The sequence below is a fragment of the Intrasporangium sp. genome (genome assembly GCF_030452765.1).
GTDB lineage: Bacteria > Actinomycetota > Actinomycetes > Actinomycetales > Dermatophilaceae > Intrasporangium_A.
In genome coordinates this window covers 1-17,499 of the sequence record NZ_JAKDLO010000024.1, presented here as the reverse complement: position 1 = coordinate 17,499, position 17,499 = coordinate 1, and the positions used below count along the sequence as shown (strand labels likewise).

General features: G+C 70.9%; 15 protein-coding genes. 5 read left to right on the top strand and 10 right to left on the bottom strand.

Annotation, left to right across the window (positions count from 1 at the left end):
• Positions 1-51: 51 nt before the first annotated feature.
• From L0H79_RS05000 to L0H79_RS04990, 3 genes are all read right to left on the bottom strand, one after another.
• Positions 52-1,251, bottom strand: a complete 1,200-nt coding sequence (locus L0H79_RS05000; protein ID WP_301483457.1) for an acyl-CoA dehydrogenase family protein — start codon at positions 1,249-1,251, stop codon at positions 52-54.
• 169 nt (positions 1,252-1,420) lie between these two features.
• Positions 1,421-2,299, bottom strand: coding sequence for a caspase family protein (locus L0H79_RS04995; protein WP_301483456.1), 879 nt, complete (start codon positions 2,297-2,299; stop codon positions 1,421-1,423).
• A gap of 84 nt (positions 2,300-2,383) precedes the next feature.
• Positions 2,384-5,683 (bottom strand): CHAT domain-containing protein, encoded by a 3,300-nt coding sequence (locus tag L0H79_RS04990; protein WP_301483455.1) that lies wholly within the window; start codon positions 5,681-5,683, stop codon positions 2,384-2,386.
• 244 nt (positions 5,684-5,927) lie between these two features.
• Here L0H79_RS04990 and L0H79_RS04985 point away from each other — a divergent pair, with 244 nt between their 5' ends.
• Positions 5,928-6,809 (top strand): serine protein kinase RIO, encoded by an 882-nt coding sequence (locus tag L0H79_RS04985; RefSeq protein WP_367652429.1) that lies wholly within the window; start codon positions 5,928-5,930, stop codon positions 6,807-6,809.
• A gap of 138 nt (positions 6,810-6,947) precedes the next feature.
• Here L0H79_RS04985 and L0H79_RS04980 read toward each other — a convergent pair whose 3' ends face one another.
• From L0H79_RS04980 to L0H79_RS04960, 5 genes are all read right to left on the bottom strand, one after another.
• Positions 6,948-7,592: a nitroreductase family protein gene (locus tag L0H79_RS04980; RefSeq protein ID WP_301483454.1), complete on the bottom strand. Its 645-nt coding sequence runs from the start codon at positions 7,590-7,592 to the stop codon at positions 6,948-6,950.
• Positions 7,592-9,001 (bottom strand): proline--tRNA ligase, encoded by a 1,410-nt coding sequence (gene proS / locus L0H79_RS04975; RefSeq protein ID WP_301483453.1) that lies wholly within the window; start codon positions 8,999-9,001, stop codon positions 7,592-7,594. The genes L0H79_RS04980 and proS overlap by 1 nt, the downstream gene beginning before the upstream one ends.
• Positions 9,002-9,079: 78 nt before the next feature.
• Complete coding sequence (locus tag L0H79_RS04970; protein WP_301483452.1) at positions 9,080-9,964, bottom strand: extensin family protein; 885 nt, start codon at positions 9,962-9,964, stop codon at positions 9,080-9,082.
• A gap of 192 nt (positions 9,965-10,156) precedes the next feature.
• A complete protein-coding gene (locus tag L0H79_RS04965; protein WP_301483451.1) occupies positions 10,157-11,059 on the bottom strand; it encodes a CoA ester lyase in 903 nt (300 codons plus the stop codon).
• A 46-nt stretch (positions 11,060-11,105) separates the two neighbouring features.
• Positions 11,106-12,167, bottom strand: a complete 1,062-nt coding sequence (locus L0H79_RS04960) for a CoA ester lyase (protein ID WP_301483450.1) — start codon at positions 12,165-12,167, stop codon at positions 11,106-11,108.
• A gap of 88 nt (positions 12,168-12,255) precedes the next feature.
• On the opposite strand from L0H79_RS04960, the gene L0H79_RS04955 reads away from it, so the two are divergent.
• From L0H79_RS04955 to L0H79_RS04940, 4 genes are all read left to right on the top strand, one after another.
• Positions 12,256-12,774 carry a hypothetical protein gene (locus tag L0H79_RS04955; RefSeq protein ID WP_301483449.1) on the top strand — a complete coding sequence of 173 codons (519 nt, stop codon included), beginning with the start codon at positions 12,256-12,258 and terminating at the stop codon, positions 12,772-12,774.
• Positions 12,775-12,794: 20 nt separating this feature from the next.
• On the top strand, positions 12,795-14,099 hold the full coding sequence (locus L0H79_RS04950; RefSeq protein WP_301483448.1) for a CBS domain-containing protein: 1,305 nt from the start codon (positions 12,795-12,797) through the stop codon (positions 14,097-14,099).
• Positions 14,096-14,632 (top strand): DUF1003 domain-containing protein, encoded by a 537-nt coding sequence (locus tag L0H79_RS04945; RefSeq protein ID WP_301483447.1) that lies wholly within the window; start codon positions 14,096-14,098, stop codon positions 14,630-14,632. The genes L0H79_RS04950 and L0H79_RS04945 overlap by 4 nt, the downstream gene beginning before the upstream one ends.
• A gap of 240 nt (positions 14,633-14,872) precedes the next feature.
• Positions 14,873-16,015, top strand: coding sequence for an Mrp/NBP35 family ATP-binding protein (locus L0H79_RS04940; protein WP_301483446.1), 1,143 nt, complete (start codon positions 14,873-14,875; stop codon positions 16,013-16,015).
• A 16-nt stretch (positions 16,016-16,031) separates the two neighbouring features.
• On the opposite strand, the gene L0H79_RS04935 is transcribed toward L0H79_RS04940, so the two are convergent.
• A complete protein-coding gene (locus L0H79_RS04935) occupies positions 16,032-16,370 on the bottom strand; it encodes a preprotein translocase subunit TatA (protein WP_301483445.1) in 339 nt (112 codons plus the stop codon).
• A gap of 56 nt (positions 16,371-16,426) precedes the next feature.
• Positions 16,427-17,499: S1C family serine protease (locus L0H79_RS04930; RefSeq protein ID WP_301483444.1), on the bottom strand; the 1,073-nt coding region annotated here is incomplete at its 5' end.

The following is a 17,499-nucleotide window of genomic DNA, read 5'->3' as shown; positions in this document are numbered from 1 at the left end:
GCACGTCACTCTGGTGTCAGACATGAGCTGGCTGTGCCTGCCCTGTGTGGCTCAGTCCTTGATCCGGTAGTCCTCGAGCAGGCGCCGGCCGATGATCATCTTCTGGATCTCGGCGGTGCCCTCGCCGATGAGCAGCATCGGGGCCTCGCGGTAGAGCCGCTCGATCTCGTACTCCTTGGAGTAGCCGTAGCCGCCGTGGATCCGGAACGCCTGCTCGACGACGTCCGCGCAGTACTCGGCCGCGAGGTACTTGGCCATGCCGGCCTCGAGGTCGTTGCGCTGCCCGGCGTCCTTGACCCGGGCGGCCTTGACCATCATCTGGTGGGCGGCCTCGACCTTCGTGGCCATGTCGGCGAGCCGGAACAGGATCGCCTGGTGCTCGACGATCTTCTTGCCGAACGTCTCGCGCTGCTGGGCGTAGGCGACGCCGAGCTCGAACGCACGCCGGGATACCCCGCACGCACGAGCCGCGACGTTGACCCGGCCGACCTCGACACCGTCCATCATCTGGTAGAAGCCCCGGCCGGGCACGCCGCCGAGCAGCTGCGCGTCGCTCGTCCGGTGCCCGTCGAGGACGAGCTCGGTCGTGTCGACGCCCTTGTAGCCCATCTTGTCGATCTTGCCGGGCACCGTGATCCCTTGGGCGGTCTCGCCGAAGCCGGGCTCCTTCTCGACCAGGAAGGTCGTCAGGTTCTTGTACGGGCTGTCCGACTCGCCCAGCTCGGTGCGCACGAGGACCGCGACGAGGTTCGCGCTGCCGCCGTTGGTCAGCCACATCTTCTGGCCGGTGAGGACCCACTCGTCCCCGTCACGGACGGCCTTGGTGCGGATCGCCGCGACGTCGGAGCCGAGCGCCGGCTCGCTCATCGAGAACGCGCCGCGGATCTCGCCGGTCGCCATCCTCGGCAGGTAGCGCCGCTTCTGCTCCTCGGTGCCGTGCTGCAGCAGCAGGTAGGCGACGATGAAGTGGGTGTTGATGATCCCGCTGACCGACATCCAGCCGCGAGCGATCTCCTCGACGCAGAGGGCGTAGGTGAGCAGCGACTCGCCGAGCCCGCCGTACTCCTCGGGGATCATCAGCCCGAAGATCCCCATCTGCTTCATCCCGTCGACGATCGCCTGCGGGTACTCGTCGCGGTGCTCGAGCTCGGTCGCCACGGGCAGGATCTGCTCGTCGACGAACTGCCGCACGAGGGAGAGCAGCTCGGCCTGCTCCTCCGTGAGGCCGTCGGTCTGCTGGAGGCGGGACATGCGCGAAACGCTCCCTTGCTCGTCGGTGCTGAGGGTCAACAAGCAAGGAGTATGCCGCTCAGCGCGCCTGCGGGGACCCCTTCCCTCGTGTGAGTCCCCACACTCGGGAGGCCGTGGCCGTGGCCGACCTGCGCCCCCGATCGAGCCGGACGGTCGGGGACGCCAACGGTCACCAGGTCGCGCCGAAGCCGGCGCGCTTGGCGGCGACCGGTCCCTCGAGGGTGGCCCGCTGCTCGAAGCTGCCGGCCTTGAGGCCCGCGGTGACCGCGCCAAGCAGCTTGGCCCGGGTCCCCTCGGGCTGGTCCGTCAGCGCCTTGAGGAACAGGTAGGTGAAGGCCCCGTTCGCCCGACCGCCGAAGGTCGCATCGGCCGCCGTCTGGGCCGGCTTGCACGCTGCGAACAGGACCGGCCTGCTCTTGGTCGAGCGCGACCGCGCGAGCTCGGCCAGCCCCCGGTGGTCGGTGCCGTTGTGGCTCGGTTCCGGCGCCGTGCTGATCTCGATCGACCGGCTCAGGCCCGTCCTCGTCGGCGGCGGCAGGTAGCGCGGACGCCGCCCGATCAGCAGGTCGTGGGCGATCTGGTCGATCCGGCGCAACCCGGTGCCGCTGTGGCACGTGTCGAGCAGGACCTCGACGAGCACCCCCTTCGGGATGCGGCTGAAGAGGTTGCGCAGCTCGTCGTCGATGATGACGGTGTCGGGGTCCCACTGGTCACCCTTGGGCGCGAGGTCGTGGCAGGCGAAGGCCTCGTCGAGGTGGTCGTAGTCCTCGTCGCCGTCGACGTCCGGCACCTGGGTGCCGTGGCTCGAGAAGGTGAAGACGACGTGGTCACCCGTCTTCGACCCCTCGACGAGATCGGTGAGCCGGCCCAGCACCGCCGACTTCGTGGCGTCGCCGTCGAGCAGGACCGTCGTGTCGGCCTTGCGGAACCCGCGGCTACGCAGGGTCGCGGAGATGTCCTCGGCGTCGTTGACGCACCCCGCGAGCCAGCTGCTCATCGGCAGGTGGGCGAACTCGTTGATGCCGACGCACAATGCCTTGCGCCCCATGGTGTGCTCCCTTGCAGTTGATGGATCCGGCGGTTGGTGGGTTCGGTGGTTGACGGGTTTCGTGGTGATGGACTCGGATGTCGCTCAGGTGAGTTCCAGCGTCGCGTCAGGTCGCGCATAGACGACGTAGGCGAGCCACGTCGCGTCACCGGACGCGCGGGCCTGCTCCCGGGCGCGGGACGTCGCGAGGGCGACGGGCGTGCCCGAGAGCAGCTCGTCGTAGAAGGTCTCGACGAAGGTGCGCGCCGGCTCGTCCCCGACGGACCACAGGCTCGAGACGAAGGCGGAGGCGCCCGCGTCGAGGAACGCCTTGGCGAACCCGCCGAGGGTGGACAGCTGCTCGCCGCCACGGCCGACCTGGCAGGCGTTGAGCACGACGATCGGGCCGGATCCGGGCACCGTCCACCGGCCGTTCTCACTGACGTTCGTCGCGGTCAGGTACTGCGGGAGAACGGAGTTGCCGCGCTTGCGGCCCTGGAGCAGGACCTTCGCGTCGAAGATGTCGGTGGGGTCGGCCAGCCCGTGCCCGGCGAAGTGGAGCAGGTCGAAGTCGCCGCGCCGCAGCAGCCGGCGCACGTCGGTCGGCGTCGCCTTGACGGGCGTGGCACCGAGCTTCGTGGCGAGGAACTGAGCCTCGAGCCCGGTCTCGGCCAGGACGAACGCGGGGTCGAGGTAGGTCGGGCACAGCGAGCGGACGCGCCCTGCCCGAGCTCGGAGCGTCTTAGGCGGGAAGCCGGTGAACTGCCACCGGACGAGGCCGTGCTGGGCCAGGAAGCGCGGCGTCTTCTGCCGTGGGCCGACCGGCGGCTTGAGGTGGACGAGCTCCCACGGCACATACGGCTCGTCGGCGTAGACGAGCAGGTCCGTGATCCGGTTGCGGTGCTTCCAGAGCATCGCCTGCATGTCCTGCGGGAAGATCTGCTCGAACAGCGAGGCCCCGAGGTCCTGGATGGCGGCGAGGTAGGCAGCGGGGCGGTCCCCCTGCTCGAGCCACGCATCCTCGACCTGTCCGAGCAGCGCCCGCACGAAGGTGGCGCGGTCGCGAAGCGGCTCGGAGGTGAACCGGTGAACCATGCCACCCTGTTCGAGCCGCAGGGCGTACTCGAACACGACCTCGTCGTCCCCGTGGTCGGTCTCGAAGATCTCGAGACAGGGCAGGCCCTCGAGCTCGGGGGCGTCGATGCCGAGCGGGGCCTGAGCCGTGGCGGCTGCCGGGCCCGTGACGGCGGCGGCAGCGGTCGCCGCCGGGACGTGCGTGACAGTCTGGGCGTCGGCGCGCAGGCGCAGGGTGCCGATCGGCACGCTCCCCTGTCGGACGACGACGGTGACCTCGACCGGCCCGGGCCGACGCGCCCGCACCTTGAAGGTGAGCTCGGACGTGCCGCCGCCGGGGGGCAGGGCAAAGACGTCGACGTCGGTGCCGACGATCTCGGCGTTTCGCTTGCCGACGACGCGGACGGACAGGGGTCTGGCGTCGTCGACGGCGGCGACGGCCTCGTCGTGCGCCGCCCCGGGCGTGGCATTGACTGCCTTGCGCGAGAGTCGCACTCGCAGGTCGACGCTCTCGGCGGGAGTCATCGTGGCCGGCATCTCGGCGGCCAGGTGTGCCTCGACCTTGGCCCCGTCCGCAAGAGCCTCGGGCGCCGGTGCCGGAACCGCTGGTGCAAGCTCGCGGGATCCGGACTCGATGACGTCGGGCACCGGAGGCAGGCCACGGTCCCCGGTCGCCGGCGGCTCGGCTGCGGTTGCCGGCGGCTCGGCTGCGGTTGCCGGCGGCTCGGCCGCGGTCGCAGGCGGCTCGGCCATGGCGGTGTGTGGCAGCAGCCACCGGCCGAACTGCGCGAGCACCCGGTCCTGGCTGAAGTAGTTGCTGTGGAAGACGACGTCGTTGGTACCGAGGGCCAGCTGGTCCGCGACGAAGCCACCGGTGGGCAGCCCGATCGCCGACATCGACGCAGTGTCGACAACGAGGTCGTTGTCTGCCTTGAACAGCTGGTCGACGAAGCCCTCCTTGAGCTTCACGACCAGCTCCCGTGGGAACTCAGGTGGGTGGTGGCTGTCGTCGAGGAGCGAGACGTGGAAGTTCGAGGACACGACGAACCAGCTGGCCCCCGGGGCCGGCTGCCCGGGCTGCTCCTTGTTGAGGTCGGTGACGAAAGCCCCGGCGGGCACCATCGCCGCGAGACCCGGCACACCGTTCTTGTCACCCGCGTAGGCGACCAGGTACTTGACGAAGGCACCGATCCCCTTGACGACGCCGGCGACGATGGCCGCGACGGGCGCCGCACCGGGTAGCAGTGCGAGCGCCCGAGCGGTGGCCGCCGCGAGGTTGGTGTAGAGGTCGACGAGGTCGGACCAGCGGTCGGGGTCGGCCAGGTGGGTCCCGGCGTTGGTCGCGGCGACGAAGACGACCCGGTCGACCCGGCCGGGCCAGCTCGACGCGGGCAGCTCGTGCTCGGCGAGGCAGCGCGTCGTCAGGCCGCCCCGACTGTGCGTGATGATGTCGATCGTGAAGTCGGCATCGGGGTGATGCGCGCTGAGCCGGCGGAGCAGGTCCTTCGCGTTCTGGCGGGGGTCGACGCTGAGGGTGACGTGCTCGAAACCGAGCACAGCGTCATACGTGTCGATGGCGCGGGTCAGGAAGGCGCGGCCCGAGTCGGTGACGGTCAGCGCCCCGAAGCCACCTGCCGTCGAGGAGAAGGTGCCATGCACGAAGAGGAGGACGCGAAGCGGCCGGTCGGTCGGCAGGTGCAGCTCGTCGAGGGTGTCGACGCGCCGCCAGTCGGTGATGTCGGGTGAGGTGAGGTGCAGCAGCCCGGGCCGGACCGCCTTCTCCATCAGGTCGATGGCCTTGTCGACCAGGAACGGAGCGGCGAACCGGAAGACGATCGCCTGCGCGGCCCCCTGGATGATGCTGCCGAGGATGCCGCGGGTGCGCCGGGTGCCGGCGATGCCTTCCGGACCGGCTGACGGGGTGGGCGCGCCGGGACGCACGTCGATCTCGAAGTGCCGGGTGCGCGGGCCGGGGTCGATGGAGCGGTCCGCGTCCGCGGGTGCGACAGGCAGGTGCCACGAGTAGACGCCGTCCTGCTCGAACAGGACGACCGCGTCCTGGTCGGCGGCGACGTCGACATCGAGTGCCAGCGTGCGCGTGTCACCAGGGGCGCCGCGATCTGTGGTGCGGGTGCGACGTGGGGCGACGTCGACGCTCTGCAGGTGCTCGAAGCCCGTGTCCCCCAGGGCTGCCAGCAGGGCGTCCTTGCTCACCTGGGTCTCGTACCCCGGCTCCCCCGGCAGCGACCGCGACCGTTCTGCGGGCCTCGCGGCGTACGAGCTCGGGTGGTCGAGGCGCACGGCACCTCCGGCGAACGATTTCACTGGCATCTCGGGCTCCCTCCGACGAGGCCGGGACCACCCCTGTCATCACGGTAGAGGCCCGTCGTGCCCCGTTGATACCGATTCGCAGATTCCGAGGCACGACGAAAACCGGTTGCGTCAGGACGAGCAGACCGGCAACGCTGGTGACTGAGTCGTCGGCCAGAGGGGCCGGCGCCGAACCCAAGGAGGTCGACATGTCCATCACGGTCCCGGGCGTCCTCGCCCACATCTCGACTACCTTGGAGTTCCCTTGTCAGGCAAGACTTCTCAATCGCACGACCACACTTCGGACATAGCCACACTGACTGCCGAACTGAACTATTCGGTTGACACCGAGCCGGACGCCCCGCCCGAGGGCGAGCGCTGGTCGACATGGGACGGCGCCACTCACGGGCCGAAACCGCGCCCCGAGTGGGTCATCACCGAGCTCGGTGCCGTCGAGTCCGACCTCGGCATCCTCAAGACGGGCAAGGAGGCCGACGTCCATCTCGTCCGCCGCTGGGTGCCCGGGCGTGACGATGCGGGCGTCCTCATGGCGGCCAAGCGGTACCGGTCCTCGCAGCACCGGCTCTTCCACCGCGACGCCGGCTACCTCGAGGGACGCCGCGTGCGCAAGTCCCGCGAGATGCGGGCCATGCGCACCCGCACCGACTACGGCAAGGCGCTGATCAGCCAGATGTGGGCCGGCGCCGAGTTCGGCACCCTCGCCACCCTCTGGGCTGAGGGCCTGCCGGTTCCCTACCCGGTCCAGCTGGGCGAGTCGGAGATGCTGATGGAGTTCATCGGTGATCCCGACGGGACGGCCGCGCCAAGGCTCGTGCAGGCCCGGCCACCGGCCGACCTGCTCGGCGACCTGTTCGAGGAGCTGCGCTCGGCGATGATCCGGCTCGCCGAGCTCGGCTGGGCACACGGCGACCTCTCGCCGTACAACGTGCTGCTCGACGGCGAACGGCTCGTCATCATCGACTGGCCCCAGGTCGTCGACGTCATCGGCAACCCGCATGGCTTCGACTATCTCGAGCGCGACGCCCGGAACATGGCCGACTGGTTCACCCGCCGTGGCCTGCCCGTCGACGCGGCGGAGCTCTTCGGAGACCTGGCCGCGGCGGCGGCCGGCGCCTCGCGCTGGTGACCCGGCCCCCTTCCCCGAACGGAGCGCCCGCTCCGACCGGCCCTACGCCGGCCGGCTGCCTTTGTCGCACCTGACTGCTGGACGTCCGGCAGTCAGGCGCAGCAAAGACAGTCGTTGGCGCCGCGGTCCGGTCGGGAATCAGGGGTCGGTGAGGAAGTCGGCGGGGTGCCCGAAGCGGCTCGCGTGGACGAACGCCTCGAGCGGCAGGCGCTCGCGCGGCAGCCGGGACCGCTGCTGGACCCAGCCGGGCAGGGCTGCCTCCTCGCCGTGGCTGGCCGGCCTGCCGAGGGCGATACCGGTCGTCGCCGTCCAGTGCGGCGGCACCGTGAAGGCCTCGTTCGCGGCCCGGTGGTCGAACCCGCCGAACTGTCGCACCTGCAGACCCATCGACCGTGCCTGGACGGTGATGTGGGCGACCGCCTGCCCGAGGTCGAACATCGCGTAGTCCGAGTAGGCGATCTCGTGGTCGAAGTCGGTCGCGACCTGGTGCAGCGTGATGATGATCGCCGACGCCGCCGGTGCCCAGGCCTGGTTCGCGGTCGAGAGCACCCGCACGATCCGCCGGTGTGTCTCGTCGCCGCGCCTCCCGACGACGAAGCCCCACGGCTGCGAGTTTCCCGCCGAAGGCGCCCATCTGGCCGCCTCGAGGATCGCTCGCAGGTCGGCGGGCGAGATGACGTAGGTGCGGTCGTAGACCATGACGCTCTCGCGCTGCCGGAGCAGCGGTGTCAGTGAGTCGGGAGGGGCGCCCGCGGGCGTCCCGTGCTCGGCTGTCTCCGGCATCAGTAGGCCCGGCCCACGACGGCGAGCACGCCCTCGGCGTCCTCGCTGGGCGGCACACTCCCGTCGGGCATCGTCAGGCAGCGCACGGTGATGCCCGACTCGGCGAGCTTCCGCTCCCCGTCGACACCGAGGCTCGCCCACGGGAGCGTCGCCCAACCGGTCCGGGCCGCCTCCGCCGCCTCGTCGATGCCCGCCACTGCGACGGTGCGCTCCTGCTGGAAGGCCAGCGCAGCGGCATATAGGGCGTCCTGGTCCTCGGCGAGCTGGGCCGGCACGGCGTCGCGGACGGCGGTGAGCGGCATACTGCGCTTGGACCCGTCGAACCGGCGCACGAGGACGACCGATCCGTCGGCGAGGTCGCGCGGCCCCAGCTCGACGCGCAGCGGGATGCCCTTGAGCTCCGCGTCGACAGCGCGGCGTCCGAAGGGGGTGTCGACGCGGTCGTCGAGCTCGGCCCGGACACCCGCCCCGAGCAGGTCGGTCACCAGTTGCCGAGCCGCCTCGAGCACCCCCTCGCCTGCTTTGACGACCGTGACGAGCACCTGCACCGGCGCGAGCCGCGGCGGCACGCGCAGCCCGTGGTCGTCGCCGTGCGTCATGATCAGCCCGCCGACCATCCGGGTCGAGGAGCCCCACGACGTCGTCCAGGCGTGCTCCTCGACCCCCGCCTCGGACAGGTAGCGGATGCCGAAGGCGCGCGCGAAGTTCTGGCCGAGCTCGTGGGAGGTGCCCATCTGCAGCGCCTTGCCGTCGCGCATCATCGCCTCGAGGGCCAGGGTGTTCGTCGCGCCGGCAAACCGCTCGGCTATGGTCTTGCGCCCGAGCACCGTCGGTATCGCAAGCAGCTCGCGCATGAACGCGGCATAGACGTCGACGTGGATGCGCTCGGCGTAGGTCCGGGCATCCTCCTGCGACGCGTGCGCGGTGTGGCCCTCCTGCCACAGGAACTCGCTCGTACGCAGGAAGAGGCGAGGCCGCAGCTCCCACCGCACGACGTTGGCCCACTGGTTGAGCAGCAGCGGCAGGTCGCGGTAGCTCTGCACCCACTTGGCCAGGTACTCGCCGATGACCGTCTCGGAGGTGGGACGCACCACGACCGGCTCCTCGAGCTGCTTGCCGCCCGCGTGCGTCACGACGGCGAGCTCCGGGCTGAACCCCTCGACGTGCTCGGCCTCGCGCTTGAGATACGACTCGGGGATGAAGAGCGGGAAGTACGCGTTGCGGGCGCCCGCGGCTTTGATCCGCGCGTCCATGTCGGCCTGCATCCGCTCCCAGATCGCGTAGCCGTAGGGCCGGATGACCATGGTGCCGCGGACCGGGCCGTTGTCGGCCAGCTCTGCCTTGGCGATGACGTCCTGGTACCAGCGGGGGAAGTCCTCCCCCTGCGGGGTGAGCACGCGCTTGGCCATACGCGCGATCGTAGTTGGCTCGGACGGTCCGGCCAGCAGCGGCGAGCCGGTGTGGTCCGGCCCTCTTGCCGTGGCCGATCAGGCACGCTGCATGGTGGCCACGAGGAAGGCCTGCCAGGCCTCGCGTGAGTCGGCGAGCTCCCCCGGGTCTCCGACGGAGGCCAGCACAGCCGTCGTCGCGTCGCGGGTCGGCTCGTCGAACCGCCCAGAGAGCGGCACGTCGGTGCGCCCCCACACATACCGACACATCGCCTGCACCGCCTGAACCTGCGCCCGGGAGCGCCGGATCAGCCGGGGCCGCTCGGGTCCGAACCGCCCGATGTCGACGTGGATGTGGTTCGCGTGGGCGGAGTTGTACAGGTAGGTCAGCACGTCGGCGAACTCGAGGTGCAGCGCGGCCGCGGTCCGCCAGTAGAGACGCAGGCGCCGCCGCAGCTCAGCGGCCGGGGCGTCGCGCCATGCGTCGTAGCGCAGCGAGATGAGGTCCGCGCCGCCGGCCCGCAGCCGCGAGAGGTCGAACGCCTCACCTGAGGCGTGCCACGACGTCGCGGCAGCGGGCGCCCAGGCGCCGTACGACCACACCTGCTCGGGCGCCTGCCCCACGTGCTCGGCGTGCAGGGCCAGCCACGCGTCGAGCCGGCGCCCGAACGCCTCGGTGACGTAGTACGTCGCGCGCTTGCCGCTCAACTCGTAGACGTATGCCGCCGAGCCGACTCGGGCGCGCGCCTGCAGGTCGGCCCGCGGCACGGGCACGGGATCGACCCGCCGCTCCTGCGGCAGCGGGCCACCGATCCCGGTGAGCCCCGGAATCTCGGGCAGGCCGTCCCACCCGCCGCTCGCGAACGCGACCGACCCACCGGCGGCGGCGGCGAGTCCGAGCGCGCCTGCGACGAAGCGACGGCGGGAGACCCGTGCGGGACCATGCGCAGCGGCCGCGCCGCCCGCGTCCGGTCCCTCGCTCATGTCCCCTCAACGTCGGACGGGGTCGGATGACTCCCCGGCGACGAAGCGACCGGGGGCCCGCTGCCCGACGCGTTTCGCCGAACGACCACTGTTCGCACCTCAGGCGTCAGCCGAGCACACCCTGCGGCCGCCCACCGGAATACTGGTCGTCGCACCGAACACCGGCCGGCCGGTGAAGCCCAGCAGTAGCCGTCAGCCGAGCGCAGCGATGGCGTCGGTGGTGGCGAGGACCTTGCGGGCGGTGTCGACGTGGAGGTTCTCGATCATCCGGCCGTTCACGGTGACCACGCCGCGGCCTTGCGCCTGCGCCGCCTCGAAGGCCGCGATGATCTCGCGGGCGCCCGCCACCTCGGCCTCGCTCGGCGCGAAGGCCGCATTGCAGGCCGCGACCTGGCCGGGGTGGATCAGGGTCTTGCCGTCGAAGCCGAGCTCTCGTCCCTGGCGGCACTCGGCGGCGAGACCCTCGGCGTCCTTGACGTCGTTGTAGACCCCGTCGAGGATCGCGATCCCGGCCGCCCGGGCGGCGAGGATCGCCAGCTGCAGGCTCGTCTGGATCGGTGCCCGACCGGGCAGGTGCGCAGCCCCCAGCTCCTTGACGAGGTCGTTGGTGCCCATGACGAAGGCCGCGAGCCGGTCCGAGGCGCGGGCGATCTGCTCGGCGTGCAGGATCGCGACCGGCGTCTCGATCATCGCCCACAGCCTGGTGCGCTCGGGAGTGCCGGCGGCCACCATCGCCGCGACGAGCCGGCGCACCTCGTCGGCCGAGCCGACCTTGGGCACGACGATCCCGTCCGGGCCGGCGGCGCTCGCGGCAGCGAGGTCGGCCTCGTGCCACTGGGTGCCGGTCCCGTTGACCCGGATGGTCAGCTCGCGGTTGCCGTACTCGCCGGATCGCACTGCGGCACAGGCGTTCTCGCGGGCCTGCTCCTTCGCGTCCGGGGCGACGGCGTCCTCGAGGTCGAGGATGAGCCCGTCCACGGGGAGGGTCTTGGCCTTCTCGAGTGCCCGCTCGTTCGAGCTGGGCATATAGAGCACCGACCGGCGCGGTCGGTAGTCGCGGTATGCCGCTGGGCCGGCTTGAGACTGAGCGCTCACGGACGTGCACCTTTCGTCGCGGACGGGCTGAGCGGCATACGCGTCATCACCCGTACAGCTCGGCGAGCTCGGGGTCCGTCTCGGACAGGCGCTCGGCGAGCTCGAGGATGACCAGGCACTGCTTGAGCGAGGCGTCGTCCTCCATCTTGCCGTCGAGCATGACCGCGCCCGTGCCGTCGCCCATGGCCTCCTTGACGCGGCGCGCGTGCGCGACGTCCTGGGCCGAGGGGGAGAAGACCTTCTTGGCGATGTCGATCTGGACGGGGTGCAGCGACCATGCGCCGACGCAGCCGAGCAGGAAGGCATTGCGGAACTGGTCCTCGCAGCCGACGACGTCCTTGATGTCGCCGAACGGGCCGTAGTAGGGGAAGATCCCGGCCGCCGCACAGGCGTCGACCATGCGCGAGATCGTGTAGTGCCAGAGGTCCTGCTGGTGGGTCGGGCGGGCACCAAAGACATCGGACTCACCGGCTGTGACCTCAGCGTCCTCGCGCACGAGGTAGCCCGGGTGTCCCCCACCGACGCGGGTCGTCTTCATCCGGCGGTCGGCGGCGAGGTCGGCCGGGCCGAGCGAGATGCCCTGCATGCGCGGGCTCGCGGCAGCGATCTCGTCGACGTTGACCACGCCGCGGGCCGTCTCGAGGATCGCGTGGACGAGGATCGGGCGGGTCAGGCCGGCCCGCGCCTCGAGCTGCGCGAGGATCCGGTCCACGTAGTGGATGTCCTCGGTGCCCTGCACCTTGGGCACCATGACGACGTCGAGCCTGTCGCCGATCTCGGTGACCAGGGTGGTCAGGTCGTCGAGCACCCACGGGCTGTCGAGGGCGTTGACCCGCGTCCACAGCTGCGTGTGCTCGCCGAAGTACGTGGCCTTGGCGATGGCAACGAGGCCGGCCCGGGCCGCCTCCTTCCTGTCGGACTTGACGGCGTCCTCGAGGTTGCCCAGCAGCACGTCGACGGTGCCGACCATGGCCGGGACCCTGGCTGCCATCTTCTCGTTGCTCGGGTCGAAGAAGTGGATCATCCGGCTGGGCCGGGCGGGCACCTCTGTGACGGGGGCCGGGGCCCCGACGGCGAGGGGCCGGAAGAAGTCCTTGGCGCTGCGCATGCGGGGCACGCTAGCAACCCGACCGGGCGCCGCGTTATGACCGTCCTCACCTATGACCAGCCTCACGGCTCGCGGCTAGGGTGGCGCTGTGAGTGAAGAGCACTCGGTCAACGCCAGCGCCCTGCTGGCCGAGGCGATGTCGAAATCGGGCCTGTTCTGGGTCGAGGCACCCGACGGGCGCACGTGGGGAGTCTGGCACGTCTGGAGCGACGGCACCGCCTATGTCGTGAGCGGGCCCGGTGAGCAGCCCCTGCCGTGGCTGCCCACCGAGGCCCGGATCATCCTGCGCAGCAAGGACACCGGCGGCCGGCTGCTCACGACGCGGGCCACGACGTCCATCGTCGAGCCGGGGACGCCGGAGTGGACCGCCGCCGCGGAGCTGCTCAAGGGCTCACGGCTGAACGCCGCCGACGACAGCGTGACCCGCTGGGCGCAGCAGTGCACGATCACCGCCCTGCGTCCCTTCGGCGAGCCGGTCGAGGGCCCCGGCAGCTACGACGCGAGCGCCCACCGGGCCGAGCCGGTGGACACCCCCGCAACGACGGCCTCCTGGCGGCCCTGGCACTGGCGTGGCCGCCACCGGCGCGGGACCCGTCGAGGCCGATGAGCACCCTCTAGCCTTGGCCCATGAGTGCGAGCACCCGCGTCTTCGTCGCGCGACTGACCGGTCTCGCCGTCTTCGACCCCCTCGGCGACCAGGTCGGGCGGGTGCGCGATGTCGTCGTGATGTTCACGCAGGCCCGCCCGGAGCCGCGCGTCATCGGCATCGTCGTCGAGGTGCCCGGCCGGCGTCGGGTCTTCGTCCCGATGACACGGGTCACGTCCATCGACGCCGGCGCCGTCATCACGACCGGGCTGGTAAACATGCGCCGCTTCGAGCAGCGCACCAACGAGACCCTTGTCGCCGCGGAGCTGTTCGACCGGACCGTGACCGTGCGGGGCCCCGAGGCCGAGGCTGCCGGGATCTCGACGGCGCTGGTCGAGGATCTCGCCATCGAGCAACGAGTGCGCCGCGACTGGTTCGCGGTCAAGGTCTTCGTCCGCCAGGCCTCCGGCGTCTCCCCCGCGTCGCGGGCCATGTCCCGGATCACCCGGCGACGCTCCGGCAGGACGATGCTCGTCGACACCCGAGACGTCTCCGGGTTGCACGACGAGACGTCGGCCCAGAGCGCCGAGCGTCTTCTCGAGACCTACGACGACCTCAAGACCGCGGACCTGGCCGAGGTCATCCGCGACCTCAACCCGAAGCGTCGCTCCGAGGTCGCGGCCGCACTCGATGACGAGAAGCTGGCCGACGTCCTCGAGGAGCTGCCCGAGGACGACCAGGTCGAGATCATCGTCGGGCTCGACCCCCGGCGAGCCGCGGACGTGCTCGAGGAGATGGAGCCCGACGACGCGGCCGACCTGCTCGCGGAGCTCCCACCCGAGCGGGCCGAGCATCTGCTGCAGATGATGGAACCGGGCGAGGCGGCGCCGCTGCGCCGCCTGCTCACCTACGACGAGAACACCGCCGGCGGCATGATGACGACCGAGCCGATCGTCCTCGCGCCCGAGACCTCGATCGCCGAGGCCCTCGCGATGGTCCGCAAGGAGGAGCTCGCCCCGGCCCTCGCATCGATGATCTACGTGTGCCGGCCGCCGCTCGAGATGCCGACCGGCCGTTACCTCGGGCTCGTTCACATCCAGCGGCTGCTGCGCGAGCCCCCGCACGCCAGTGTCGGCACGATCATCGACAAGGACGTCGACCCGCTCGAGGCCGACGCCCCGCTCGGGTATGTCGCACGCACCCTGGCGACGTACAACCTCGTCTCGCTGCCCGTCGTCGACGACGACGGTCGGCTGATCGGGGCAGTCACGGTCGACGACGTGCTCGACCACATCCTGCCCGACGACTGGCGCGAGGAGCGGCACGAGCTGGAGGTGAGCCCATGAGCGATCAGCCCACCCGCTCCCCGCGGCGCACCGACCGGCTCGACCAGCCGCGGGAGCAGCGCGCGAGCCTGCTGCCGAGGCTGACGTTCACCGAGGAGAGCTTCGGGGTCATCGCCGAGAAGTTCGCCCGGTTCATGGGCACGGCGAAGTTCCTGGTCTACATGACGCTGTTCATCATCGTCTGGATCGTCCTCAACGTCGTCGCGCTCTACGGGCTCAGGTGGGACCCGTACCCGTTCATCCTGCTCAACCTCTTCTTCTCGACCCAGGCGTCGTATGCCGCGCCCCTCATCCTGCTCGCCCAGAACCGGCAGGCCGACCGCGACCGGGTGAGCATCGAGCAGGACCGCTCCCGGGACGAACGCAACCTCGCCGACACCGAGTACCTGACCCGCGAGGTCGCCTCGCTGCGGCTCGCCTTGCGCGAGCAGGCGACCCGTGACTTCGTCCGTTCCGAGCTGCGCGACCTGCTGGACGAGCTCGAGGAGCGCCACCTGCTCGCCCCCCACGACGAGGCTCGTCAACCCGACTAGCCCTCCCGAACGCTCGTCCCCCTGAGGCCACCGCTCCCCGGTATGCCGCTCAGCTGCCCGCACGGGTCAAGTGGCCGGATCGAGCGTGGCTCGGGACGCGAGCTGAGCACAGTCGACGGCCGGCCACCAAGTTCGTTCCGGCCGGTTGGCCCAGGAGAACGGGGTGAGTTGAGCGGCACTGCTCAGCCTATGGCGGAGGAGACACCGGGCCGGGCAGCTGAGCGACATACGATGTTGGACATGTCTGCCGCCGCGCTGCCGAGCCGTGACGACCTGCTCACGGCACTGTCCACCGTCAACGACCCCGAGATCCGCAAACCGATCACCGAGCTCGGCATGGTCAAGTCGGTCGACATCGACACGACCGGTCGGGTCGCGGCGACGATCTACCTGACCATCTCCGGGTGCCCCATGCGAGACACGATCTCCAAGGACTCGACGGCGGCCCTGGAGAAGGTGCCCGGCGTCACGGCCGTCGACGTCTCCCTCGACGTCATGAGCGACGAGCAGCGCAAGGCCCTGCGGGAGCAGCTGCGAGGCGGCGTCGCGGAGAAGGAGATCCCCTTCGCCAAGCCGAGCTCCCTGACCCGCGTCTACGCCGTGGCCTCCGGCAAGGGCGGTGTCGGCAAGTCGTCCGTCACCGTCAACCTTGCGGCGGCCCTGGCCGAGCAGGGGCTGCGGGTCGGGGTCGTCGACGCCGACGTCTACGGCTTCTCCGTGCCACGGATGCTCGGGGTCGAGCACCGGCCGACCCAGGTCGACGACATGATCCTTCCTCCGGTCTCGTACGACGTGAAGGTCATCTCGATCGGCATGTTCGTCCCGGGCAACCAGCCCGTCGTCTGGCGCGGGCCGATGCTGCACCGGGCCCTGCAACAGTTCCTGTCCGACGTCTTCTGGGGCGACCTCGACGTCCTGCTGCTCGACCTGCCGCCGGGCACGGGCGACATCGCGATCTCGGTGGCGCAGTTCATCCCGAACGCCGAGATCCTCGTCGTCACGACACCCCAGCAGGCGGCGGCCGAGGTCGCCGAGCGGGCCGGGGCCATCGCGTTGCAGACCCACCAGCGGGTCGTCGGGGTCATCGAGAACATGTCCTGGCTCGAGCTTCCGGACGGCACCCGGCAGGAGATCTTCGGGTCCGGCGGTGGGCAGCGGGTCGCGGAGTCGCTGTCGCGCAGCATCGGGGCCCCGGTCGAGCTGCTCGGCCAGATCCCGCTCGACACTCGGCTGCGCGAGGGCGGCGACGACGGGACGCCGGTCGTCCTCGGCGAGCCCGAGTCGCCTGCCGGAGTGGCCCTGCGCGGTATCGCCCGCGGGTTGGCGCACCGCTCCCGCGGCCTGGCCGGCCGGTCGCTCGGGGTCAGCCCGGTCGGCCGCTGACCGACCGTTGCTCGGCTCAGGTCGCCTCGTCGTCCCACGGGGTCGGCCTGCCGGGGTCGTGCTCGGCCGGTGCCGTCGCCGTCTGACCGTCGGGCGCCGGGTCCGGCGCCGTCAGCGCCTCGCGGACGATACGGCGCGGGTCGTACTGGCGGGGGTCGTATGCCCGCCAGTCGATGTCGGAGAACTCCGGGCCCATCTCGTCCTTGAGCTGGGTCTTGGCCCGCTCGGCCAGCTGCTTGGCCTGCCGCACGAAGCGGGCGAGCTTGGCGGCATACTCGGGCAGGCGCTCGGGGCCGAGGATGACGACGGCGAGGACGATCAGCAGGATGAACTCCCACCCGTTGATGTCGATCACGGCCGCTCACCTCCTCGCTCTCCCGCGCCGCACCATGGTACGAGTGATCGCTGAGGTCAGTCGCTGGGTGCTGCCTCGAGCGTCATCTTGAGGTCGATGTCCTCGCTGCCGCGCTTGACCTGCAGGCTCACTATGTCGCCGACGGCCCGGGCCCGGATCGAGACGACGAGCTGATCCGGGGTGCTGATCCGTTTGCCCTCGAAGGCGATGATGACGTCTCCCGGCTCGATCCCGGCCTTGTCCGCCGGCCCACCCGGGGTGACGGCGTCCTCGCCGGTGGCCACCTCGGCGCCTTCGCCGCTGTAGGTGCGGTCGAGCAGCACACCGATGATCGGGTGCGTCGCGTGGCCCGTCGCGATGAGCTGCTCGGCGGTGCGTCGGGCCTGGTCGCTCGGAATGGCGAAGCCGAGGCCGATGTTGCCGCCCGATGCGGTGCTGCCCGGAACCCGGGCGATGGCTGAGTTGACCCCGATGACCTGGCCCTGCATGTCGAGCAGCGGCCCGCCCGAGTTGCCGGGGTTGATCGCGGCGTCGGTCTGGATGGCGTTGATGTACGACGCCTCGTCCCCCGCCCCGGGTGTGACCGGCCGGTTCAGGGCGCTGACGATGCCGCTCGTCACGGTCTGGTCGAGCCCGAGCGGGGCACCGACCGCGATGACCTCGTCCCCCACGACGACATCCTCGGACTGGCCGAGGACGAGCGGTGTCAGGTCGGTGCGTGCCATCTTGATGACAGCCAGGTCATAGCTGCTATCCCGGCCGACGATCGTGCCAGGCTCCGTGTCGCCGTTGCTGAGGACCACCGCGATCTTGCCGGCGCTCCCGGCTTGTGAGACGACGTGGTTGTTCGTCAGGACGTGTCCCTTCTCGTCGATGACGAACCCGGAGCCGGTCGCCTCGCCCTGCCCGCCCTCGACCCGGATCGTCACGACGCTGGGCAGGGCGTGCGCCGCGATGCCGGCGATGCTGCCCGCCGGACGGCTCGTCGCGCCGGGACCGGGTTGCGGCATGGTCGAGCCGATGGGCGCTCGCGCCGCGACCAGCTGTCCGACGACCCCTCCGATGACCCCGGACGCGAGGCAGAGGGCGAGCACGAGAGAGACGAGCTTGCCGCGCGAGGCGCGCACCG